The organism is Saccharothrix luteola, from assembly GCF_020859565.1.
GTDB lineage: Bacteria > Actinomycetota > Actinomycetes > Mycobacteriales > Pseudonocardiaceae > Actinosynnema > Actinosynnema luteola.
This window is the reverse complement of the sequence record NZ_JAJHUO010000039.1, coordinates 1-23,579: the sequence shown is the minus strand read 5'-3', so window position 1 is coordinate 23,579 and position 23,579 is coordinate 1. Positions and strand designations below refer to the sequence as shown.

Genomic DNA, 23,579 nt, shown 5'->3' with positions numbered 1-23,579 from the left:
GCGCGGTGGGAGACGAGGGGTTCGAGGGGTTCGAGGGGGACGGCGACCGGCACCGGCGCGCGCTGCTGACCGCCGTCGACGCCGTCCTCGCCGGCCGCGAGGAACCTCCCGGTGACGGGCTCAGCGCCCTGGACGCGGTGTGCTCGTGCTTCGGGCTGAGCCCGTTCGAGCGCAAGGTGCTGCTGCTGGCCGCCGCCGCAGAGCTGCGCCCGCAGGCGCCCGTGCCGACCTTCGCGCACGCCTTCGGCGCGTTCGACGGAGCGCACTGGAGCGCGGCCACGCCGGTCGCCCCGCTGCGCCGGTGGCGGCTGGTCGAGGTGGACCCCGAGCCGGTGCTCACCGCCGCCCGGCTGCACCTGGACGAGCGGGTGCTGCACTTTCTGGTCGGCGTGCCCTACGTGGACAGCCGCCTGCACGGCACGCTGACCCGCGTCGACGTGCCGCGCGACCTGCCCGAGTCGCACCGGCGGGTGGCCGAGTCGCTGGCCGCGCGGTGGTCCGACAGCCCCCGGGTGCACCTGGTCGGCGCCGACCAGCAGACCCGCTGGGAGGTCGCCGCGTCGGCCGCCCGGCACGCCGGGGTGGCGCTGCACGCGATGTTCTCCGAGGACGTGCCCACCGGCGCGGCCGAGCGCGAGGCGCTGTCGCGGCTGTGGGAGCGCGAGGCCCTCCTGCTGCCCTCCGCGCTGCTGGTCGAGGTGTCCGGGCCGCAGCACGCCGCGGTGCGCTCGTTCATCGACGGCCTGGCGGTGCCGGTGGTGGTCTCCGCGCTGGACCCGGTTCCGTCCGGGCGGCGCACCTGGCCGCGGGTGCCGGTGACCCGGCCGACCCAGGACGAGCAGCGCGCGCTGTGGCGGTCCGCGCTCAACGGCAGCGGCTCCTCGGTGCCCGAGCGGCGGCTACGGGACATCGTGGCGCAGTTCTCGTTGGCGTCGCACGTCATCCGGGCGGCCGGGGCGGCGGTGGGGCGTTCCTCGGGAGACCCGGCGGAGCTGGCCTGGCGGGCCGGGCTGGAGCAGGCCCGGATGGCGCTGGACGAGCTGGGGCAGCGGGTCGAGCCGCGCGCGGTGACCGCGGACCTGGTGCTGCCCGACGCGCAGCGCCTGGTGCTGCGCGAGGTCGTCGCGCACGTGCGCCAGCGCTCCAAGGTCTACCAGGAGTGGGGCTTCGAGAACGTGCTGCGGCGAGGGCTGGGCGTCACCGCGCTGTTCGCGGGCGGCAGCGGCACCGGCAAGACGTTGGCCGCCGAAGTGCTGGCGGGCGAGCTGGGGCTGGACCTGTTCGTCATCGACCTGTCCCAGGTGATCAGCAAGTACATCGGGGAGACCGAGAAGAACCTGCGCCGGGTGTTCGACGCGGCCGAGGGTGGCGGCGCGCTGCTGCTGTTCGACGAGGCCGACGCGCTGTTCGGCAAGCGCAGCGAGATCAAGGACAGCCACGACCGCTATGCCAACATCGAGGTCAGCTACCTGCTGATGCGCATGGAGTCCTACCGGGGCCTGGCGATCCTGACCACCAACATGAAGAAGGCGCTGGACACCGCGTTCCTGCGGCGCATCCGGTTCGTGGTGGACTTCCCCTTCCCCGGCCCGGTGGAGCGCGCGGAGATCTGGCGGCGGGTCATCCCGGCCGACACCCCCATCGAGGGCGTGGACGCGGGCAAGCTCGCGCAGCTGACCGTGGCGGGCGGCAGCATCCGCAACATCGCGCTGTCCGCGGCGTTCCTGGCTGCCGAGCAGGCCGTGCCGCTGGGGATGCGGCACGTGCTGGCCGCGGCCCGCACCGAGTACCTGAAACTGGACCGCTCGCTGACCTCCGCGGAGGTGGCCGGGTGGGTGTGAGGGTGCGCATCGACGAGCTCGTGCTGACCGGGTTCGACCGGCTGGACGCGGACCTGCTGGTGGAGTCGTTCCAGAGGGAGCTGACCCGGCTGCTGCGGCGCGCCCCGGTGGTGCCGGTGGATCGCGAGGTCGTGGCCGGGCTGCCCGTGGTGCCCCGGACCTCCTCCGCGCGCCTGCTGGGCGTGGCGCTGGCCCGTTCGGTCCACAGCGGACTTCGCAGGGGTGCGCCGTGACGCGGGCGGTGGCGCGCCCGGCGGGTGAGCCGGGCAAGCCCAAGAAGGAGGGCGCGTCGGCGTTCACCCGCAAGCCGCGCGAGCTGCGGGAGGTGCTGGCCGCGCCGGGCCACCCGATCGACCTCGGGCTGCGCCGGGAACTGGAGTCCAGGCTGGGCCACGACTTCGCCGCGGTGCGCGTGCACCACGACCGCGAGGCGGCCGAGCTGACCGAGCTGCTGGGCGCGGACGCGGTGACCGTCGGGCAGGACATCTTCTTCGGGCACGGCATGTTCCGCCCCGAGACCCCCGCCGGCGAGCGGCTGCTGGTGCACGAACTGCTGCACACCGCGCAGGTGCCGCACCCGTTGGGCGCGCTGGTGCAGGGCCGCGACACCGGTTCGGTGTCCATGCCGGGCGAGCCGGTGGAGCAGGAGGCCGAGCGGGTCGCGCGGTCGGACCGGGTCGAGGAGCCGGTTGCCCAGGTGGCGCAGGGGGCGGCGTGGCTGCGCTACGCCACGGTCAACGCCGACCGGCTGCGCACCGAGCGGCTGGACCCGGCGACGCTGGTGGACCGGCTGGTGGCGGGCGTGCTGCGCAGCCTGCGCGGCGACCCCACCGACTCGTCGCGGCGGGTGCGGGCGCAGTTGGCGCGGTTCACCCCGGAGTTGCGCGAGGACGTGCTGATCCGGTTGGAGCGGCGGCTGTCCTCGGCGGAGTACGCGCGGGTGCTGGAGTACGTGCGGGAGGCGGAGAGCACGCCCGGCCCGGTGGAGACGCCGAACGTGCCCGAGCCGGTGCCCGATGAGCCCGCCACCGGGGAACCCCGCCCCGAAGAGCCTTCCCCTGGGGAACCCGCGCCCGAAGAGCCGCAGCCCGAGGAACCCCAGCCGGAGGAACCCCAGCCGGAAGAGCCGCAGCCGGAAGAGCCCTCTCCCGAAGAACCCCAACCGGAGGAGCCTGCCCCCGAGGAAGAGCCCCAGCCGGAGGAAGAGGACGAGGAGAAGAGCGAAGAGGAGAAGGAAAAGGAGAAAGAGGAGGAGAAGAAGGGCGAGCAGGACAAGCCCGCCGATGAGGAGGCCCCGGCGGAGGGCGCGCCCGCCGAGGAGATCCCCGCCGCGCAGCAGCCCGGCGCGCCGGGCGCGCAGCCACCACCGGGGCAGGGACCTCCGGCCGGTGCCACACCCGCGCCCGAGGTCGCGCCGATGGCGCAGCAGGAGGGCCAGGTCGCCCCCGAGCGGGTGGAGGCCGCCGCGCAGGCCCCGGACAGCCCGCTGGTCCAGCACGGCCTGCTGGAGCGCCCGGAGACCGACGAGCGGGTCGAGGAGCAGGAGAAGCCGATCGGCCTGGAGTCCGCGGCCGACGAGGAAGTGCCGGTCCCCGAGCCCGAGGAGCCCAAGGCCGAGGACGAGGAGCGGCCCGAGCAGCCGGAGCTCAAGCCCGAGGACCACCTGCCCGCCACCGACCTCGACGTTTCCAACGTCCCCACCGCCGACCGGATCACGCTGCCCGCCAGCGGATCGTCACCGCCTCAGCAGGACGCGCCCAGCTTCCCCAGCCCGCCGCCCACCAAGGCCGAGCAGGCCGAGGAGCAGGAACCGCCGGAGCGGGCCGAAGCGCCCGAGCCCTCGCCCGAACCAGCGCCGGAACCCTCGCCCGCCGCCGAGCGCGAGGAGGAGGACGAGGCCCCCGCCGAGCAGCCGCTGGACGCCGAGGTCGGCCCGGAACCGACCGCCGAGCCGCCCGCCGCCGCACCCGAACCGCCCGGTCCGGTGGGCGCGGACGACGGCCGCGCCGAGGCCACCGAGCCCGCCGGTGCGGCGGCCTTGTCCGCGCCCACCGCGCCCACGGCGTTCGGGGGCGGTCCCGAGGCCGGCCCCGATCCTGCCGGTGCGGTCGGTCCGGGCGCGGGTCCGGACCTGGCGGGCGGCGCAGGTCCCGGCGGTGGCGCGGACCTCGGTGGCGGTGCGGGCGCCGGTGGTGGCGCGGTCGACGCTCCGGGCGCCGCGTCCGGCGTTGCGGACGGCGAGCTGGGGCCCGGCCCGGCTCCCGAGGCGTCGCTGGAACGCGGCGGTGGCGGCTGCGACGGTGGTCCCGCCCCGGCCGAGCCCGAGGCCGCGGGCGGTGGCGGTGGCTGCGGTGGTGGTGGCGGTGGCGGCGGAGCAGTGGCTCCCGCGCCCGCCGAGCAGCAGCAGGCACCCCCGCCGGACGTGTCCAGCCAGCCGCCGGAGGCGGCGCTGAGCACGGTGGCGACGCTGCCGCCGGACAAGATGCAGACCTCGCTGTCCCAGGTGGACGCGGCGGCGTCCAACGACGTCGCCAAGGAGCAGCAGGCGTTGCAGGCCGCTCCCCCGACGACCACCCGCCCGTCCGGCGCGCCGCAGGTCCTGACCGGACCGCCTGAGGCAGCGCCGCCCGGTGAGCCGGTGCAGGTCGAGCTGACCAAGGCCAAGGAGACCCAGGCCGCGGAGGAGAAGCGCCAGGCCGAGGCCAAGCGCGTCGAGGGCGAGAACCAGGCGCAGCAGACCCCGCGCCCGAACGTCACCGGCAACGCCCAGGGCGAGATGTCCGAGCAGGAGGTCCGCGACGTCCAGGACGCGGTGAACAGCGTCCCCACCACCGACCCCGCGCTGAACACCACCGTCGGCCCCGCGCCCAAGGTCGAGCTGACCGGCGAGCAGGACCCGGCCCGCACCGACGAGCAGACCGCCGAGCTGCGGGACGCCTCCACCACCCTGCACACGGCGGGCCGCGAGGAGTCGGCCAAGCCGATGGGCGAGGACCAGATCTTCCCCAACGCGCCGCCGGAGACGCTGACCGCCCAGGTGCCCTCGGCCGAGGGCGGCGGGGGCGGTGGCCCGGTCCAGGCGGGCGGCGCCGACGAGGGCGTCGCCGTTGTCGCGCAGCAGGAACGGGGAGCCGAGATCCAGGCGGGCGTGGCGCAGGGCCAGTCCCAGATGGGCACCGAGCGGCAGGCCAAGCAGCAGGGCGAGGCCCAGGCGAAGGCCGACCACGAGGCCCAGGTGGCGCAGCAGGTCCAGGAGAACAGCGCCGCGCAGGCCGACGAGCGCGGCAAGGTCGCCGCGGACGTGCAGGCCCAGCGCGAGGGGTGGCGGGCCGAGCAGGACGCCAAGATCGAGGAGAGCAACGGCGAGGCCACCAAGGAGCACGAGGCGTCGCGGACCGGCATCCACAAGGAGAAGGAGAACACCGACAAGGAGGTCGAGCAGCGCCAGCAGACCGACAACGACAAGATCCAGCACGAGCGCGAGCAGGCCGAGGAGAAGGCGCGCAAGGAGAAGGAAGCCAAGAAGCAGGAGTCCGACGGCGGCTTCTTCGGCTGGCTGGCGTCGAAGGTCAAGAGCTTCTTCGAGGGACTGCTCAACGCGATCACCGCGATCTTCAACGCGGCCGTCGCGGTGGTCAACGGCATCATCAAGACCTTCGCCACCATCGTCACCGGCCTGATCGACGCCGCCCGCAACGCCATCATCGGCCTGATCAACGCGCTGGCCGACGTGCTGCTCAAGCTCTGCGACGTCCTGGCCCTGTTCTTCCCCGAGCTGGCCGCCCGAATACGCAAGGGCATCGAAGCCGCCCGCGACGCGGCCATCGCCGCGGTGAACAAGCTCGCCGACGCGTTGAAGGCGGGCGTCGAGTTCCTGCTCAACAAACTGGCCGAGGCACTGACCGGGTTGCTGCGCCTGCTGGAGAAAGGCCTCAAGGCCGCGGTCGAGCTGGTCCGCAGCGCGGTCAACGCCGCGATCGAGTTCGCCAAGGCCGCGATCCAGATGCTCGGCGAGTTCGCCGCGATCATCGCCGACATCGCCTCCATGGGCGTCGGGACGTGGCTGGGCAGACTCGGCGCGGCGGCGGTCGAGGGCATCCGCAACCACCTGTGGGACGCCATCAAGACGGCCGTGCGGCAGTGGTTCAACGAGAAGGTCCAGGCCATCGTCGGGCTCGGCAAGACCGTGATCGACGTGCTGATCAAGGGCTGCTTCAGCATGGCCAAGATCGGCAAGATGGTCTGGGACGCGATCATCGCAGCGCTGCCCATGATGATCGTGGCGGTCGTCATCGAGCGACTGGTCTCCCTGATCGTCCCCGCCGCCGGCGCCGTCCTCGCCGTCGTCCAGGGGTTGATGGCGGCCTGGGGCACGATTAGCAAGATCATCGCCGCGATCGGGGCTTTCATCGCCTTCGTGAAGGCGGTCAAGGCCGGGCCTGCCGCCTGCCTGTTCGCCGCCGCGGTGGCCGCTGGTGTGGTGGCGCTGCTGGAGTTCATCACCAACTTCCTGATGGCCAAGCTGGCCGGGGCGGCCAAGGGCGTGGGCGGCGCGCTCAAGGGGATGGCCAAGAAGATCATGGCCGGGTTGAAGCGGGCCGGGAAGGGCGCTCGGAAGGCCGCCAGCCGCGCGGTCAACGCGGCCCGGCGCGGGGCGCAGCGCGCCGGTGCCGCCCTCCGCCGTCCCCCCGGCCGCCCTCGCCCTGGACGGCCCACCGCCCGTCCCACGCGCCCCGGCACGCCAGGTCGCCGCCCCGAGCGACCGGGCCGCCCGCAACGCCCCGACCGGCCCGATCGCCCTCGCCGTCAGGAGAGGCCGGGAGCCGACTCGCCGAAGCGGCGGGTCAACCCGGTGCGCAATGCGGTGGCCAACGGCGTTAAGCGGGTCGCCACGACGCTGAAGAAGGTCGGCCGCAAGATCGCCAACAGCAAGATCGGCAAGTCGCTGCGGAACACCGCGAAGAAACTGCGGGACAAGTACCGGAACTACCGGGACCGCATCAAGGACAAGCTGAAGAAGAACCGGGACAAGAAGGCCAAGGAGAAGAACAAGCCGAAGCCCGACGACAAGAACAAGCGGCTGCAGCTCATCGTCGCGCGCATCAAGCCGAAGCTTTCCTGGCTGCTCAGCAAGGGAGTCCGGGGCAAGGTGCTGCGGGCCACCTTGTTCGCGATGCGCATCGCCTACCGGTTGACCAGGTTGGAACGCCTGGGGCAACGCGGGGTCGACCTGCGCGCCACGCTCAACCCGGTACTGGTCTTCCTCAAAGGCGTCGCCTTCGTCGTGGACGACGTGCTGCGCTTCGTGCGCAAGGTCTCGGCGGAGCTCAGCCGCGCTCCCCAATGGGCGCACCCGCAGGGACCGGGCAGCACCAGGCCGCAGACCACGCCTGTCGCGGCCGGCACGCCGACCGTGGCACACGAGTTCACCGGCCAAGGCGCAGTCGAGGTCCAGGAGTACCTCCGCAACCAGCCACCGACCACGTTGTGGCAGAAGGACTTGCAGCGCTACACCGATACGCAGGCGGGCGGTTCGGTCGATGTGATCTGGCAGCAGTGGTTCGGGAGGTCGTCCCGCAACCGCGGCGTCCGCTTCAACATCCCCAAGTCGCGGCAGCAACCGTGGATCGACCCGAACAAGAAGTTCCGGGCCACTCCGGACCAGGCGCTGAGCTACGAGGAGCTGAGCAACCTGTTCGCGTCCTGGCGAGGTCCCCGTTCAGTGCTCAAGCAGCAGGCGATCGCCCGCAGCGCGTTCGACACGCTACGCGGCGAGCCCGTGAGGGGGCCCAATCCCCGCTTCGTCCGCGAGGTCACGGCACTGATGATCCACCAGGAAACGCTGCGGTCGGTGGTGACGCGGGCGACCGGTGGCATGTTGCTCGACATGGCCGCCAGGGGCCACATCACGATGGCTCAAGCCGCCGCCATGCACCCCATGGGCATCCCCCAAGCGAGAGCGGCCTCCCAGGAACTGCACCAACACCTGATGAACCGGGGGAACGTGGATGACCTGTCCCCCGGAGCACGTGAAGTGCGCCTTCGAGAGGCAGTGGTGGTCGAAGCCTGGGTGCGCAGTCTCGGCGATGAGATAGTCGTCGACTCCCAGGCCACGGCGGAGGAGAAGAGGAAACAGATCTACCGGCAAATCAGGGAGCGCATCCATAGGATATACGGGATTCATTCGAGGTACACGGCGGAACGACAGAGAATGGATGGCCTGGCATGACATCCCGGGAATTCCGCACATCGCGGATGGTGCTCCGACAACACCCGGCCGAGGAGGCGGTCGCCGAGCTCGCCGACAAGAACAGCTGGCCGCTGGTCGAGGAACTCGGGAGTGCCTCGGAGAGCAGGCGCGAGGTGGTCTGGCAAGCCTGGGTGGGCACGACCGTGCACTACGTGGAAGACCAGCCCTCATCGAGTTCGTACATCTACGCCAAGGGGGACCAGCCCAACCTGACGACCTCCACGGGAGGGACGCTCGAAGAGGAGTTGAAGCCCTGGCGGCTGCTCGACCTGTGGCGCCGGGTGGATGTCGCCAAAGATCCGGTGAGGCTGGGGCTCGCCTTGCTCAAACTGGGAGTGGGGGCTCCGTACACCTATGAGGAAGGAACGTTCGAGCGCATTCAGCGCGGCCTCACCCACCAGGACGAACGCACGAGGGACATGTCCCTCTGGGCCACCACCTACTCACCTTGGCCCGAATACCGCCCCACTTTGGAGGACATCGCCGCGTACGACCCCGTCCCAACATTGCGGGAAAGGGCTTCGCTGACACTTGAGGCGTACGACGCCGCGGGGGTGGATGGCTCATGACCCGTTACCTGGACATCCCCAAGCCGGTCCGCGCCGGGATCGTGATCGACCCCGACCAGGGCACGCGCCGGGTCATCGTCATGCAGTTCAACCCCGACACCCTGGAACGCAGCCTCGCCCCCCAGGCGTCCGGGGCCGAGCAGGGCGACCGCACCGAAGCGCTCAGGCTCAAGGGCCCGGCCATCGAGACCTGGCGGTTCACCGCCGAGATAGACGCCACCGACCAGCCCGACGTCCCCAGCGAGTTCGGCATCCACCCGCAGTTGGCCACGCTGGAGATGCTGGTCCACCCCACCACCACCCAGATCAACACCAACCTGCGCCTGGCGAGCCTGGGCACGTTGGAGATCACCCCCGTCGAGACCCCGCTGACGCTGTTCGTCTGGGGTGCCAAGCGGGTCATGCCGGTGCGGCTGACCGAGCTGGCAATCACCGAGGAGGCCTTCGACGCCGAGCTGAACCCGTACCGGGCCACGGTCAGCATCGGGCTGCGCATCCTCTCGGTCAACGACCTGCCCGCGGGGCACCGCGGGGCCGACCTCTACATGGCCTACCTGTCGCAGAAGGAGCGGTTCGCGGGCTCCGCCGCGCCGGGGCGGCTGGAAGCGCTGGGACTGCGGAACATCTGAGGGAGCACACCATGACCAACCCCGCGGACGCGATGGCCGCCGCCGTGCCGCAGCCCACGCCCTACCCGCGCAGCAGCCGCTACTACGGCGTGCCCACAGCGGTGCACGTGACCGCGGACGGCAGGCAGGTGCCCCACCTGGCGCGCAGGCTGCTGCCGCCGCCACCGACGACCGCCATCGCCGAGCACGAGGTCAGCGAGGGGGACCGGCCGGACCTGCTGGCGCACCGGTACTTCGGGGACGCCGAGGCGTGGTGGCGGATCGCGGACGCGAACCCGGTGCTGAGCCCGGAGGAGCTGACCGGCACACCGGGCCGCCTGCTCAGGATCGCGATGCCGAATGGCTGACCTCGCCCCCGTCCACCTCACCCTGCTCATGGGCCGCCGCATCCCGGTGCCCGTGCCGCGGGAGGTCACCGACGCGCTGCTGTCGGCGCAGGTGACCGTCTCGGCGGGCCAGCGCAGCGGATTCCAGCTCGCGTTCGACCTGTCGAAACTGGGAGTGCTGCGCAGCGCGCTGCTGCCCGCGGGGTTCTTCGACCCGGAGACGCGCGTGGTGCTCGTGGTCACGGTGCGCGGCGTGCCGAGCGTGATCATGGACGGGGTGTGCATCCGCCAGGAGGTCGGGATCAGCAACGAGCCCGGCCAGTCCACGCTGACGGTCACCGGTGAAGACCTGACGGTGCTGATGGACTTGGAGGAGAAGGAGGACCGGCAGTTCCCGGCCACCTCACCAGCGACCCGCGCGGCGGTGGTGATCGCGGAGTACGCCACCTACGGGATCGTGCCCGCGGTGGTGCCGGAGATTTTCCCCCAAGTGAAGCTTCCCACCGAGCAGACCCCTTCGCAGAAGGGCACCGACCTGGCCTACCTCAACGAGATCGCCAAGGCCAACGGGTACGTCTTCTACCTCGAACCGGGTCCCGCGCCGGGGGTGAGCCTGGCCTACTGGGGTCCGGAGGTGCGGTTGGGCGTCCCCCAGCCTGCGCTGACGGTGAACTCCGACGCCTCGTCCAACGTGGACCAGATGACGTTCAGCTTCGACGGCACCGCGCGGGAGCGGCCGGAGGTGATGGTGCAGATCCCGGCCACCAAGATCTCCCTGCCCCTGCCCGTGCCGGAGGTGAGCGTGCTGCGCCCGCCGATGGCGCTCAAACCCGCGCCCGCGCTGAAGAAGACCGTCATCAAGGACACCGCGAAGAAGGACGCGCCGCAGGCGCTGGCCGAGGCGCTGGCCAAGGCCGCCGAGTCCGCCGACGCGGTGTCCGGCTCCGGGCAGCTCGACGTGGTGCGCTACGGGCACGTGCTGCGGGCGCGGGAGCTGGTCGGCGTGCGGGGCGCGGGCATCACCTACGACGGCCTGTACTACGTCAAGAGCGTCACGCACAACCTCCAGCGCGGCAGCTACACCCAGAACTTCACGCTCGCCAGGGAAGGCCTGATCTCCCTGGCCCCAGTGGTCCGGCCGTGAGGGGAGCCAGATGACCGAACCGACCAGGTACCTCGGCAAGTACCGCGGCACCGTGTTCAACAACGTCGACCCGGAGCGCCGAGGGCGCATCCAGGCGCTGGTGTCCGACGTGTACGGCACGACGCCGTCCACGTTCGCGCTGCCGTGCCTGCCGGTGGCCGGGCCGCAGATGGGCCACTACGTCGTGCCGCCGGTCGGGGCGGGCGTCTGGGTCGAGTTCGAGCAGGGCAACAAGGACTTCCCGATCTGGACCGGCTGCTGGTACGGCAGCCAGGCGGAGCTGCCCGCGCCCGCAGACGCGGGGCTGCCCGCCTCGCCGAACATGGTGCTGCAGACGCTGGGGCAGCACTCGATCGTGCTGTCGGACGTGCCCGGTGTCGGCATCACGCTCAAGACCGCGACCGGGGCGATGATCACGGTCAACGACAGCGGGATCGTCATCAGCAACGGCCAGGGCGCCTCCATCTCGCTGGCGGGGCCGACGGTCTCGATCAACCAGGGCGCACTCGCCGTCACCTGAGGGGGAACGATGTCCGGAAACTTGTTGCACGTCAACGCGACGGTGATGTGCCCGCACGGCGGGCAGGCCACCCTGCTGCCCTCGCGCACGCGCGTGCTGGCCAGTGGTCAGCCGGTGGCCACGCTCGCGGACGTCCACACGATCGCGGGCTGCGCCTTCAACGTCAGCGGTAAACCCCAGCCGTGCGTGACGATCAAGTGGGTCACCCCCTCCGCCCGGATCACCCTGGACGGCCAGCCCGCGCTGCTGCAGAGCTCGGTGGGCCTGTGCCAGAGCGCCGAACAGGTCCCGCAGGGGCCGCCGAACGTCGTCGTGGTGCAGCAAAGGGCGGTGGGACGATGACCCGCACCGACATCGCTTTCCCCTTCCGGGTCGACGGTCGCGGGCGCACCGCCGACCGCGGCTACGACGACCACGTCCGGGACATGGTGGAGCAGCTGCTGTTCACCAGCCCCGGCGAGCGGGTGATGCGGCCGGACTTCGGCTGCGGCCTGCTGGACCTGGTCTTCGCGCCCAATAGCCCGGAGTTCGCCTCCGCGCTGCGGCTGTCCATCCAGGCCAGCCTGCAGCGGTGGCTGGGCGACGTGATCGACGTGGAGGCGCTGGAGGTCGTCAGCGAGGACAGCACCCTGCGCGTGCACCTGGTCTACGTCGTGCGCCCCACCGGCACCCGGCGCACCGACACGTTCGAGAGGAGCGGCGACCGATGACGCAGGACTGCCGCACCGACCGCAGGCGGGCGCGGGTGCGCGCCAAGCACCGCAACGGCGTCGACGGCGTGGAGGTCTCCGATGACGGGCGCACCCTCACCGTCACCTTCCTGGGCCGGGCGCCGCGCGAGCTGGGCCCGGCGAACATCCGTATCGACGGCGGTCGCCGCGTCCGGGGCATCGTCGCGGTGTCGGTGCGGTTGGACGACGAGGAGGACCCGGAGCTGGACGACCGGGTGCGCGTGCGGGTCGACCGGCCCGGCGACAGCTCGACCTACCGGCTCTCGGTGGTCCGGGCCGACGGGCACGGCTTGCCCGGCACCGAGCCCTACCCCGGTTTCGACCCGCGCTACGCGGGCGCGGACTTCGACTTCCGCCGGATGTGCCCGACGGAGCTGGACTGCCTGCCGGAGCGGGCCGCGCCACCGCCGCCGGGTCCGCGGCCGGTCATCAACTACACCGCGCGGGACTACGCCTCGCTGCGCCAACTGCTGCTGGACCGGTTGACGCTGACCACACCGCGGTGGGTCGAGCGGCACGTGCCGGACCTGGGCGTCACCGTGGCCGAACTGCTGGCCTACGTGGGCGACCGGCTCAGCTACCAGCAGGACGCCATCGCCACCGAGGCGTACCTGGACACCGCGCGCAGGCGGACCTCGGTGCGCAGGCACGCCCGGCTGGTCGACTACGCGATGCACGACGGCTGCAACGCGCGCACGTTCGTGGCGCTGGAGGCGTGCCGCGAGGCCACCTTGCAAGCGGGCGACTTCCGCTTCCTGGCCGTGGACCTGAGCTACGTGGACCCGTTGCGCCGCCCCGAGCTGGGGCCGGTGGTGGCCGAGGAGGTGGTGGCGGAGCTGCCGACCTCGGCGACGTGGGAGTTCTTCGAGCCCGTCGACCCCGGCGACCTGCGGATCTTCCCGGCGCACAACGAGATCCGCTTCTGGACGTGGGGCGACCAGGAGTGCAGCCTGCGCAAGGGCGCCACCTCGGCGACCCTGCGCGACGAGTGGCTGCACCACGCCGAGCACGACAGCGAGCAGGACGGGGACGCCGGGGACGCCGAGGCCGAGAGCACCCGCCCGAAGCGGCGCGCGCTGCGCCTGCGGCCGGGTGACGTGCTGGTCATCGAGGAGGTCGTCGGCCCGGACAGCGGCGCGCCCGCCGACGCCGATCCCGCGCACCGGCAGGCGGTGCGGCTGCTCAGCGTCACCCCGGGGGTGGACGACCTCTACGACCAGCCGGTGGTCGAGGTCACCTGGGACGTCGAGGACGCGCTGGCCTTCACCGCCTGCCTGTCCTCGCGCGGCGGCCAGGACTGCTGCCCCATCCCGGACGTGAGCGTGGCGCGCGGCAACGTGGTGCTGGTCGACCACGGGCGCAGCGTCGACGCGTGCGGCGGCCCGGTGGAGGTGATCACCGTGCCGCCCGCGCCGGTGGTGCCGCCGACCTGCGACCCGCCGGAGTTCGGCTGCGGCGGTGACGACGCGGTCGATCCGGTCGTCGCGTTCGTCCAGGACCTCATCGGCCGCACCGGCGACCGCGAGCCGCTGACCGCGGAGCACGTCCACGAGCTGGTGGGGCTGCTGGGCGAGGGCACCACCGACCGCGCGGGGCTGGTGCTCGACCTGGACGGCGACCGGGAGGTGGTGGTGCCCGACACCGCCGAGGACCAGCACGCCGCGCTGCGCGCGCTGCTGGCGCAGATCACCTACCCCGCGGTGCGACCGCGCTTCCGGCCGGTGCTCCAGCAGGCGCCGGTGACGCAGCGGGCGCCGTTCCCGCTGCCCGCGCACGTCGCCGCGGGCCAGGCCCGGCTGCTGGCCGCCATCCCGGAGCGGGTGCGGGCCTGGCTGGAGCAGCTGTGGCGGCAGGTGCGCGGCGGCAGGCGCCCCAGCAGGGACCAGGTGGCCGCGCTGACCGTGCTGTACGGCGAGCGGGTGCTGACCGAGCTGCGGCTGGGCGAGCGGCCCGAGCGGGCGCTGCGCGAGCTGCTGGCCCGGCGCGCCGAGCTGCTGGCGGCCAAGACCCGGCGACTGGACGTGCTGCGCGCCCGCGCGCTGGCGGGCGGGGTGCTCGACGACGGGATCGCCTGGGAGCTGGCGCAGAGCTGGGGCGGCGAGCACGCGGCGGGCCTGGCCCCGGACGAGGCGGCGCTGCGCGGCTCGGCGAGGTCGGCGCTGCTCACCGACGCGCGCACGGCGCTGCCCGCGGTGCTGCTGCGGGGCGAGGACGACGCCGAGTGGACCCCGCGGCGCGACCTGCTCGACAGCGGGCCGCGCGACCGGCACTTCGTCGGCGAGGTCGAGGAGTCCGGGCAGCTGGCGCTGCGCTTCGGCGACGGCGCGCACGGCGCCGCTCCCCCGCCGGGCAAGCGGCTGAGCGCCCGCTACCGGGTCGGCAACGGCACCGCGGGCAACGTCGGCGCCGAGGCGGTCAACCACCTGGTGCTGTGCCGCGGGGACCAGCACGACGCGGTGGACCGGGTGCGCAACCCGCTGGCCGCGGTCGGCGGCGTGGAGCCGGAAACGCTCGACGAGGTGCGCCAGCTGGCGCCGCTGGGGCTGCGCCGGGAGCTGCTGCGCGCGGTCACCGCCGAGGACTACGCGGCGCTGGCCGCGCGGGTGCCCGGCGTGCAGCGGGCCGCCGCGCGGGTGCGGTGGACCGGGTCGGGCCGGGAGGTCCAGGTGGCCGTGGACCCGGTGGGCCGCGACGAGCCGGACGCCGCGCTGCTCGACGCGGTGGCGCAGGCGCTGGCGCGGGTGCGGCGGATCGGCCATCAGGTCAGCGTCGGCCCCGCCGTGCTGGTGCCGCTGGAGGTGGGCCTGGCGGTGTGCGTGGCCGAGGGCTACCAGCGCGGCCACGTGCTGGCGGCGCTGACCGCCGCGCTGGGCGGGCGCGGGTTCTTCCACCCCGACCGGCTCACCTTCGGCGATCCGGTGCGGGTCAGCGCACTGGTGGCCGCCGCGGCCGCGGTGCCCGGCGTGCTCACCGCGCGGGTGACCGCGCTGCGCAGGCAGTTCGGCCAGGACGAGGGCGCGCTGGAGGCGGGGCTGCTGCGGCTGGGCCCGCTGGAGGTCGCGCAACTGGACAACGACCCCGACCGCCCGGAGAACGGCCGGTTGGCCATCGTGCTGGGAGGTGGGCGATGAGCGGCTGCGGCTGCCAGGACTGCCGCGCGGCGGCGTCCGCGCGAACCCCGGTGGAGGTGTTCACCCCGCCCTCGCAGGCCGCGCTGGCGCACCGGGTGGGCACCCACGCGGAGTTCCTGGCCACCATGCTGGCCCGGCTGTCCAGCCCCGGCTACCGACCGCTGAACGCGCTGACCACGCGCGCGCTCGACGACCCGGCGATCGGCCTGCTGGACGCCTCGGCGGTGCTGGCCGACCTGCTCACCTTCTACACCGAGCGGATCGCCGACGAGGGCTACCTGCGCACCGCGACCGAGCAGCGGTCGCTGGAGCTGCTGGGCCGCCTGGTCGGCCACCTGCCGCGCCCCGGCGTGGCGGCGGGCACCTACCTGTCCTACACCGTCGACGCCGACTCGACCCCCGGCCGCGACCTGGAGGCGCACGTCCCGCGCGGGGCGCGGGCGCAGAGCGTGCCCGGCCCCGGCGAGGAGCCGCAGGCCTTCGAGAGCGTCGAGGACCTGGTGGCCCGGCACTCCTGGAACAACCTGCGGGTGCGCACCAGCAGGCCCTACCAGCTGACCGCGGACGACCTGCGGGACCGGCGGGCGGTCCAGCTCCAGGGCGTGACCACCAACCTCAAGCCGGGCGACCGGCTGCTGTTCGTGTTCGGCAGCGAGGCGGGCAGCCAGGTGCTGGAGGACGTGGCGCAGGTCTCGCTCGACCGCGACCGCGACACCACCACGGTCGGCAAGCCGCCGCCGGTCCTGGACGACCTCAAGGAGCTGCGCGCCGCGCTGCAGCAGTGGCTGGACGCGCTGCTGGCCGACCCCGGCGACGTGGTGCGGCGCAGCGTGATCCTCAAGCGCTTCGTGGACGGCGTGCTGGTGCCCCTGCGCGCGGCACTGGGGGCCACCCCGGAGGACCCCGGCGAGCTGCCCACCCCCACCAGGTACGCCCGGCGGCTGGCCGAGGCGCTGGAGCGGCTGGCCGAGGCGCTGGCCGTGGCCGAGCACTACACGCACGTGCGCAAGTGGCTGGAGGACGTGCGGGCCGAGATCGCCGACCAGCACGCCAAGGCGGGCGAGTTGGAACCGCCGCAGCCGGACGCCGACCAGGAGCCCACCCTGTACCAGGCGCTGGCGCTGGACTCGACGCCCCCGTCGAGCAGCCCGGCGCTGCTGGGGCTGGGGGCGCTGCTGGGTGCGCTGCGCACCCCGCCCAGCCGCTCCCCCAGCAGCTCGCGCAAGCTGCGCCGCAGCGTCGGCCAGCTCTACGCGCCCGGATCGGACCTGGCCGCCCAGCTGCTCGCCGCGCTGGACCCGCGGCTGGAGGACGACCTCTACACAGCGTGGCGCGGGGTGGACCTGAGCGCGCCGCTGGCGTTGCAGGAGCTGCTGGCGATGCGTCAGGTCGCCACCCCGTTCGCGGCCACCGCCCCGCTGAAGACGGTGATCGAGCCCGACCAGCCCGCCCGGCAGGTCGAGTGGGACCTCGACGTGCCGCAGAAGCTGGCGGTCACGGTGTTCTACGACGTCGCCGAGGAGCCCGAAGACCCCGAGGAGGAAGCGGCGGGGCCCAAGGACACCCCGACGACGGCCTCGCTGGTCTTCGAGCTCGACGCCAACGCCTGGCGCGACACCATCGACGACCTGACCACCGACGGCGAGCAGGACTTCGGTCCGGGGCGGATCAAGCACACCGTGGCCGACGACGGCGAGGTGACCCTGGAGACCCAGCCGCACCTGCCCGCGCACCGCATCGCGGTGTCCAAGGTGAACGCCGACGACCGGGTGACCGTCACGCTGCCCGACGACCTGGGCGCCCCCGTCGTGCTGGTCGCCAACGACCGGCAGGACCTGTGGGACTGGGACCCGCTGACCGAGCGGTGGACCAACATCGTGATCACCCGCACCACCCCGGCGCAGGGCGCGCAGCGGCCCTCGGTGTCGGTCACCACCTCCACCTGGGCCCGCCTGCCCGCCACCGTGCTCACCCTGGACGCGGTCTACGAGGGCGTGGGCGTGGGCAGCTGGGTGGTGGTCGACCGGCCGCGCAAGGCCGAGCCGGGCTCCGCCACCGGCGGGATGCACCGGGTCATCGCGCGGGTCTCCGGGGTGCGCACGATCGCCAAGCAGGGCTTCGGGATCAGCGGCAAGGTCACCGAGCTGGTGCTGGACCGGCCGTGGCTGGACGCCCAGGACACCCGGCTGTCCGACATCCGCGACACCACGGTCTACCTGCGCGGCGAGCGGCTGGCCCTGGCCGAGGAGCCGATCACCGACGACGTGTCCGGCAGCGAGGTCGAGCTGGCCGAGCTCTACGACGGGCTGGCCCCCGGCCGCTGGCTGGTGGTCACCGGCGAGCGCACCGACCTGCCCGGCAGGCCCACCGGCGTGCCCGGCACCGAGCTGGCCATGATCGCCGCGGTCGAGCAGGACCACGACCAGCGGCGGCCCGGCGAGAAGGTGCACACCACGCTCACCCTGGCCACGCCGCTGGCCTACACCTACCGGCGGGAGACGGTGCGCCTGCTGGCCAACGTCGTGCGCGCCACCCACGGCGCGGGCCGCGACGAGCCGATCGGCAGCGGCGACGAGGGGCGGGCCAACCAGGAGTTCCTGCTCCGCCAGGGGCCGCTGACCTGGCTGGCCGCGGACAACCCGCTGGGCGCGCAGAGCACGCTGGAGGTGCGGGTGGACGGCGTGCGCTGGCGCGAGGTGGACAGCTTCGCCGGGCGCGGCCCCACCGAGCGGGTCTTCGTGACCCGGCCCGGCGAGCAGGGCTCGCTGGTGGTGGCCTTCGGCGACGGGGTGCGCGGCGCGCGGCTGCCCACCGGCGTGGAGAACATCCGGGCCCGCTACCGGGTCGGCCTTGGCGAGGCGGGCAACGTGGGCGCGGGCCGGATCACCCAGCTGACCACCCGGCCGCTGGGCGTGTCGGGGGTGACCAACCCGCTGCCCGCGCACGGCGGCGCGGACCGCGACGACGCGGGCCTGCTGCGCCGCAACATCCCGCTCAGCGTCACCGCGTTCGACCGGCTGGTCTCCGTGCCCGACCACGAGGACTTCGCGCGGGCGCGGGCGGGCATCGGGCGGGCCTCGGCGCGGCGGCTGTTCAACGGCGTCCGGCAGGTGGTGCACCTGACCGTGGCCGGGGTGGACGATATCGCGCTGCAGGACGACTCCGACATCGTCACCACGCTGCGCGCCGCGCTGGCCGCGCACGGCGACACCGGCCTGCCGGTGGAGGTGGCGGTGCGGGAGCCGGTGCTGCTGGTGGTCTCGGCCAACATCGGGGTGCACCCGGACCACTACTGGGAGGTCCTGGAGCCCGCGGTGCGCGCGGCCCTGCTGGAGCGCCTGGGCTTCCGCAACCGGGAGCTGGGCCAGCCCGCCTACCTGTCGGAGGTGCTGGCCACCGCGCAGGCCGTGCCCGGCGTCGACCACGTGGACGTGGACGTGTTCGCCGGGATACCCGGCAGCGTCACGCCGGTCGAGCTGGACGCGCTGGCCGGTTCGCTGAGCGAGCCCAGGACCGTGGTGCCCGCGCGGCAGGCGGTGTTCGACGAGACCCGCTACCGGGTCGCGGCAGGCGGGGAGACGCTGACCGCGGTCGCGGCCAAGCACGGCATCACCGTGGCGGAGCTGCTGCGGCTCAACCCGGACATCACCACCGGCGACCCGCTGGCCGACCGCTCGGTGGTGGTCTTCCGCGGCGTGCGGCCCGCGCAGCTGGCGCTGCTGTCCCCGGCCGTGCCGGACACGCTGATCCTCAAGGAGGTCCGGTCATGAGCCGGCAGCCCGACCGCCTGTTCGACCTGCTGCCCCAGTTCCACCGCAGGCGCGACGCGGAGAGCGGCGGGGCGCTGCGCGCGCTGCTGGGCGTCATCGCCGAGCAGGTCGACCTGGTGGAGACCGACCTGGAGCAGCTGTACGACAACTGGTTCATCGAGACCTGCGCGGACTGGGCGGTGCCCTACCTGGGCGACCTGGTGGGCTATCGGGCGCTGCGCGGGTACGAGGAGGCGGTGTCCGGGCGCGGGGCCTCGGCCCGGCTGCTGGCGGCCCGCCTGGCGCCGCGGGTGGACGTGGCGGCCACGGTGACCAACCGGCGGCGCAAGGGCACCCTGCCGCTGCTGGAGAACACCGCGCGCACGGTGGCCGAGTGGCCCGCGCGGGCGGTGGAGTTCGGGCCGCTGCTGGCGGGCTCGCAGCCGGTGCGGCTCTACCCCGGCAGCCCGGCGCGGGCCGCCGCGCGGCACCTGGCCTCCCCGGCGCGCACGGTCGACCTGCGCCGGGGCGCGGAGCTGGACCTGGTGGACTCGGCGTTCGACGAGTTCGCGCACCTGGCGGGCCGGGGGCGCACGCCCGCGAGCGTGGGGCTGTTCGCGTGGCGGCTCAAGCCGCAGTCGATCACCAAGGCGCCCGCGTACTGCATCGACCGGGCGCGCAGCCTCTACACCTTCTCCATCCTGGGCAACGACACCCCGCTGCTGACCAAGCCGGTCCCCGAGCCCTCGCCGACCCACATCGCCACGCCCGCCAACGTGCCCGGCTTCATCCGCCGCCGGGCGCTGCGCGACCGGCTGGCCGACCACTACGGGCCGGGCAAGAGCTTCCAGATCTGGCGCGACGGCGAGGACCGCCCGGTGCCGCCTGCCGACATCGTGGTGGCCGACCTGTCCCGGTGGCGGTACCGGCCGCAGCGCAAGCAGGTGGTGGTGGACCCGGTGCTGGGGCGGATCGCGTTCGGTACCCGCACCGCGCCCAAGCGCGGGGTGTGGGTGAGCTACCACCACGGGTTCAGCGACGACATGGGCGGCGGCGAGTACCCGCGGGTGCGGCCCGAGCGGCCCGGCGCGCGGGTCTACCGGGTCGGCCCCGACGAGGACGAGTCGGAGATCATGGACGCCTACCGCCGCTGGCGGCGGGAGAAGGCCTCCGGCGAGGCGCCCGCCGACGCCGTCATCGAGATCACCCGCAGCCTGGCCTACCAGGAGCAGATCGAGTTCGTGCTGGACCACGGCGACCGGCTGGAGGTCCGCGCCGCGGAGGAGGCGCGGCCGGTGATCCGGCTGCTGGACTGGTACAGCAACCGGCCGGACGCGCTGATCATCCGGGCCGCGGAGGGCGACCGGGACCGCGACAGCTGCGGCAGGCCCGGACCGCCGCGCGTGGTGCTCGACGGGCTGCTGGTGACCGGGCGCGGCGTGCACGTCAGCGGACCGGTGGGGCAGGTGGTCATCCGGCACAGCACGCTGGTCCCCGGCTGGACGCTGGACCCGCAGTGCCACCCGGTGCAGCCCGAGGAACCCAGCCTGGTGCTGGAGAACACCACCGCCTGCGTGCAGGTCGAGCGCAGCATCCTGGGCACGATCCTGGTCCAGGGCAACGAAGTGCGCACCGAACCGCTGGAAATCCACATCGCGGACAGCATCCTGGACGCCACCGGCCGCGACCGCGAGGCGCTGGCGGGTCCAGACTGCTCGCACGCGCACGCCGTGCTCTCCCTGAGCAACACCACGGTCATCGGCGAGGTTCACGCGCACGCCATCCGCATCGCCGAGAACAGCATCTTTGACGGCTTCGTCCACGTGGCCCGGCGGGGCATCGGCTGCCTGCGCTTCTGCTACGTGCCCGGTGGATCGCGCACGCCGCGGCGCTACCGGTGCGAGTCCGAGCACCGGCCGCGCTTCACCAGGACCCGCTACGGCACACCCGGCTACGCCCAGCTCGCCCCCGGCTGTCCGCCGCAGATCGCCCGCGGCGCCGAGGACGGGGCCGAGCTGGGCGCGTTCCACGACCTGTTCCAGCCGCAGCGGGAGGACAACCTCCGGGCCCGACTGGAGGAGTTCCTCCCCGCCGGCACGGCCGCCGGCATCGTCTTCGTCTCATGAAGGGAAAGGCCCCATGCACGGCGACTTCTCCAAGCTGGGCTTCCGACCCGATCGGCGCTACTCCGCGGTGCTCGCCCAGCAGGGCCGGGTCCAGCTCGACTCCGACGCCAACGAGCAGGTGCTGCTGGAGCTGCACCGGCAGCGCACCCTGGCGGCCGACCTGATCGGCCCGCACGGCGGTCCGGCCGACGCGCTCGGCTTCGGCATCCAGTACCGGACCAAGGACGGCGAACCCGCCGACCTGGTCATCTCCGCGGGCCGCTACTACGTCGACGGCATCCTGGTCGACGCCACCCGGCCCGCCGCGGGCGTTCCGGTCGAGGACGACAAGCACTCGACCCTGCCCCCGCCCAACTGGACCTACTGGGACCAGCCCGACGCCTACCGGGACAAGGAGCGGCCGGAGACCGACAACCTGCCGAACAAGCCCTTCGTGGCCTACCTACAGGTGACCGAGCGACTGGTGACGTACGTGCAGGACCCGGCGATCCGGGAGACCGCGCTGGGCCCGTCGCTGCCCGACACCGCCGCCCGCCTCAAGGTGACCTGGCAGGTGCTGGCCCGTCCCGGCACCCCCGACGACTTCGCCCGCTGGGTGGGCGAGCAGAACTCCACCGCGCGGCTGGCCGCGCGCACCGAGCGACCGGCCAAGGGCGACGACGGCCCGTGCCTGGCCGCGCCCGACTCGCGGTACCGGGGCGAGGAGAACCAGCTCTACCGACTGGAGATCCACAGCGTGACGCCGAAGCGGACGTTCAAGTGGTCTCGGGAGAACGGCTCGGTGGTGTTCGGCGTGGCCTCGGTGGACGGCGGCTCTGTGACGCTGTCGGACGCGGGCCGCGACGGCAAGCTCGACCTGGACATCGGCGACTGGGTGGAACTGCTCGACGACGCGACCGTGGCGCGCGAGGAGCCTGCGGACCTGCTTCGGGTGGTGGACGTGGACACCGAGCGGCTGCGCGTGGAACTGGAGGGCGCGGTCGCGGTCGGCGCGCCGGGCAGGCACCCGTTCCTGCGCCGGTGGGACCACCGGCCCGCCAAGCCGGTCGGAGGCGCGGTCGAGGCGGTGGAGCGGCAGTGGCTGGACCTGGAGGACGGTGTGCAGGTGTGGTTCGAGGGTGGGACGTTGCGGCCCGGTGACTACTGGTTGATCCCTGCTCGCACGATCACCGGGGATGTGGAGTGGGCTCGGGACGGGCGTGATCGGCCGTTGTCGCGGGTTCCGGATGGGGAGTCGCACCACTACGCGCCGTTGGCGTTCGTCGACGGGGGGCGGGCGCGGGATCTGCGGCGGGCCTTCGTGCCCCTGGCCGCTTCGGTGGAGTGAGCGTTCCAGATCCTGCACCGAGCGTTCGGGCACCTTGATCTCTGCGTTCGGATTTTGAAGCGTGCGCTCGCCGCGCGGTAGGTCGCCGAGGAAGGCGGGTTGCGCCGTCCGCATATGACCTGCCGAAGGCAACCTCTCCCGCTGGAACGCCGACGACCTCGCCGCGGTCACCGCCACACTCAACTCCCGCCCCCGCAAGACACTCGGCTGGAAGACACCAGCCGAAGCACTCAACGATCACCTACACTCAATCCAAGGCACCGGTGTTGCGACGACCGATTGAATCCAAGACGTGTGCGACGATCCGGTGGCGGCGCCCCCTGAATCCGGGCCGTCAGGCGCTGCTCGTGCTCGCCCACCTGCGCAACGGCGACACCTGCGCTCGTCGGGCCGCCGGATTCGGAGTCTCCTGCAGCACCGCCTGGCGCTACGTCCGGGAAGCGGTGGACCTTCTCGCCGCCCTGGCTGACAACCTTCACGCCGCCGGTCAACGCGCCGCCCGACTCGCCTACGCGATTCTCCGACGGCACCCTGGTCCCGATCGACCGCGTCGCCGACCAGAAGCCCTACTACTCGGGCATGACTGCGGCCCGCACCCACGGTCTGGTCGACGTGCTGACTGAACACGAGGTGACCACGTACGCCGCCAAGGCGTACCAGGGCGCGGGCGGCATGGTGCACACGCCGTTCAAGTGTCACGCCACGCGGCCGCGGCTGTCACGCGGTCAGAAGGCGGTCAACCGGGCCCATGCCCGTATTCGGGCCCTCGGTGAACGCGCCGTGTCGCTGCTCAAGGGCTGGAAAGTTCTGGTGAAGCTGCGCTGCTGCCCAGGCCGGGCCACCGCGATCGTCGCGGCATCCTCGTGCTGCACCACGTCGAAACCTGCCGCCAAGCACGATGAAAGGCTGTGAGACTCGGCAGTGGCTGGCCTGGGGCTGGCTGGCAGGGTCGGTGTCGTGGCCTTCGGTTCGGGTGTGGCTCGTGAAAAGGGTGGCCCGCAGGGTGCCTTGAGTGAGATCTGCCCGCCCGAGCCGGGGAGGCGCCGCCGGCCCTGCCGCTCTCGATGGCCTGATCAGAAGCCTGTCCGACCCGTTGCCGCGGGTCGTGGCCCGTCACAGTACTGCCGAGAGAGCATCTTCCTTACCCGGGCCGGCGCCCGTCACGGACGCGCACCCCTGGGAAGGATGGACACCCGCATGTCCACTGTCGCAGAAACCTACGACCTGCTGGTCGGT

Annotated in this window: 14 protein-coding genes and 2 pseudogenes; all 16 read left to right on the top strand. The window is 73.1% G+C overall.

Annotated elements, in window-relative coordinates:
• The first annotated feature begins 5 nt into the window (after positions 1-5).
• Positions 6-1,841, top strand: a complete 1,836-nt coding sequence (locus LNK82_RS47315; RefSeq protein ID WP_308257470.1) for an ATP-binding protein — start codon at positions 6-8, stop codon at positions 1,839-1,841.
• Positions 1,832-2,074 (top strand): hypothetical protein, encoded by a 243-nt coding sequence (locus LNK82_RS40085; protein WP_230572092.1) that lies wholly within the window; start codon positions 1,832-1,834, stop codon positions 2,072-2,074. Before LNK82_RS47315 ends, LNK82_RS40085 begins: the two co-directional genes overlap by 10 nt.
• A complete protein-coding gene (locus tag LNK82_RS40080) occupies positions 2,071-8,070 on the top strand; it encodes an eCIS core domain-containing protein (RefSeq protein WP_230572091.1) in 6,000 nt (1,999 codons plus the stop codon). The genes LNK82_RS40085 and LNK82_RS40080 overlap by 4 nt, the downstream gene beginning before the upstream one ends.
• On the top strand, positions 8,067-8,660 hold the full coding sequence (locus LNK82_RS40075) for a hypothetical protein (protein WP_230572090.1): 594 nt from the start codon (positions 8,067-8,069) through the stop codon (positions 8,658-8,660). Before LNK82_RS40080 ends, LNK82_RS40075 begins: the two co-directional genes overlap by 4 nt.
• Positions 8,657-9,289: a hypothetical protein gene (locus LNK82_RS40070; protein WP_230572089.1), complete on the top strand. Its 633-nt coding sequence runs from the start codon at positions 8,657-8,659 to the stop codon at positions 9,287-9,289. Before LNK82_RS40075 ends, LNK82_RS40070 begins: the two co-directional genes overlap by 4 nt.
• 11 nt (positions 9,290-9,300) lie before the next feature.
• The gene (locus LNK82_RS40065) at positions 9,301-9,636 is read left to right on the top strand and encodes a LysM domain-containing protein (protein ID WP_230572088.1); all 336 of its coding nucleotides are present in this window, start codon (positions 9,301-9,303) and stop codon (positions 9,634-9,636) included.
• The gene (locus LNK82_RS40060; RefSeq protein ID WP_230572087.1) at positions 9,629-10,759 is read left to right on the top strand and encodes a hypothetical protein; all 1,131 of its coding nucleotides are present in this window, start codon (positions 9,629-9,631) and stop codon (positions 10,757-10,759) included. Before LNK82_RS40065 ends, LNK82_RS40060 begins: the two co-directional genes overlap by 8 nt.
• Positions 10,760-10,769: 10 nt before the next feature.
• Positions 10,770-11,279, top strand: a complete 510-nt coding sequence (locus LNK82_RS40055) for a phage baseplate assembly protein V (protein WP_230572086.1) — start codon at positions 10,770-10,772, stop codon at positions 11,277-11,279.
• 9 nt (positions 11,280-11,288) lie between these two features.
• Positions 11,289-11,621: a PAAR-like protein gene (locus LNK82_RS40050; protein WP_230572085.1), complete on the top strand. Its 333-nt coding sequence runs from the start codon at positions 11,289-11,291 to the stop codon at positions 11,619-11,621.
• Entirely contained in the window at positions 11,618-11,989 is a 372-nt protein-coding gene (locus tag LNK82_RS40045; RefSeq protein WP_230572084.1) for a GPW/gp25 family protein, read from the top strand. The genes LNK82_RS40050 and LNK82_RS40045 overlap by 4 nt, the downstream gene beginning before the upstream one ends.
• The gene (locus LNK82_RS40040; RefSeq protein ID WP_230572083.1) at positions 11,986-15,141 is read left to right on the top strand and encodes a putative baseplate assembly protein; all 3,156 of its coding nucleotides are present in this window, start codon (positions 11,986-11,988) and stop codon (positions 15,139-15,141) included. Before LNK82_RS40045 ends, LNK82_RS40040 begins: the two co-directional genes overlap by 4 nt.
• Entirely contained in the window at positions 15,138-18,911 is a 3,774-nt protein-coding gene (locus LNK82_RS40035) for a putative baseplate assembly protein (RefSeq protein WP_230572082.1), read from the top strand. The genes LNK82_RS40040 and LNK82_RS40035 overlap by 4 nt, the downstream gene beginning before the upstream one ends.
• Positions 18,908-21,016, top strand: a complete 2,109-nt coding sequence (locus tag LNK82_RS40030) for a hypothetical protein (protein ID WP_230572081.1) — start codon at positions 18,908-18,910, stop codon at positions 21,014-21,016. The genes LNK82_RS40035 and LNK82_RS40030 overlap by 4 nt, the downstream gene beginning before the upstream one ends.
• 13 nt (positions 21,017-21,029) lie before the next feature.
• Complete coding sequence (locus LNK82_RS40025; protein WP_230572080.1) at positions 21,030-22,343, top strand: DUF6519 domain-containing protein; 1,314 nt, start codon at positions 21,030-21,032, stop codon at positions 22,341-22,343.
• Between the two features lie 118 nt (positions 22,344-22,461).
• Positions 22,462-22,626, top strand: a pseudogene (locus LNK82_RS40020) (IS30 family transposase); the annotation flags it as partial.
• Between the two features lie 22 nt (positions 22,627-22,648).
• A pseudogene (locus LNK82_RS40015) lies at positions 22,649-23,245 on the top strand (transposase family protein); the annotation flags it as partial.
• Between the last annotated feature and the right edge of the window lie 334 nt (positions 23,246-23,579).

Bases quoted from the DNA above. Each gene is read 5' to 3' on its own strand.
- LNK82_RS40045 (WP_230572084.1), top strand. From the start codon at position 11,618: ATGACCCGCACCGACATCGCTTTCCCCTTCCGGGTCGACGGTCGCGGG.
- LNK82_RS40040 (WP_230572083.1), top strand. From the start codon at position 11,986: ATGACGCAGGACTGCCGCACCGACCGCAGGCGGGCGCGGGTGCGCGCC.
- LNK82_RS40060 (WP_230572087.1), top strand. From the start codon at position 9,629: ATGGCTGACCTCGCCCCCGTCCACCTCACCCTGCTCATGGGCCGCCGC.
- LNK82_RS40050 (WP_230572085.1), top strand. From the start codon at position 11,289: ATGTCCGGAAACTTGTTGCACGTCAACGCGACGGTGATGTGCCCGCAC.
- LNK82_RS40055 (WP_230572086.1), top strand. From the start codon at position 10,770: ATGACCGAACCGACCAGGTACCTCGGCAAGTACCGCGGCACCGTGTTC.
- LNK82_RS40065 (WP_230572088.1), top strand. From the start codon at position 9,301: ATGACCAACCCCGCGGACGCGATGGCCGCCGCCGTGCCGCAGCCCACG.
- LNK82_RS40035 (WP_230572082.1), top strand. From the start codon at position 15,138: ATGAGCGGCTGCGGCTGCCAGGACTGCCGCGCGGCGGCGTCCGCGCGA.
- LNK82_RS40070 (WP_230572089.1), top strand. From the start codon at position 8,657: ATGACCCGTTACCTGGACATCCCCAAGCCGGTCCGCGCCGGGATCGTG.
- LNK82_RS40025 (WP_230572080.1), top strand. From the start codon at position 21,030: ATGCACGGCGACTTCTCCAAGCTGGGCTTCCGACCCGATCGGCGCTAC.
- LNK82_RS40075 (WP_230572090.1), top strand. From the start codon at position 8,067: ATGACATCCCGGGAATTCCGCACATCGCGGATGGTGCTCCGACAACAC.
- LNK82_RS40030 (WP_230572081.1), top strand. From the start codon at position 18,908: ATGAGCCGGCAGCCCGACCGCCTGTTCGACCTGCTGCCCCAGTTCCAC.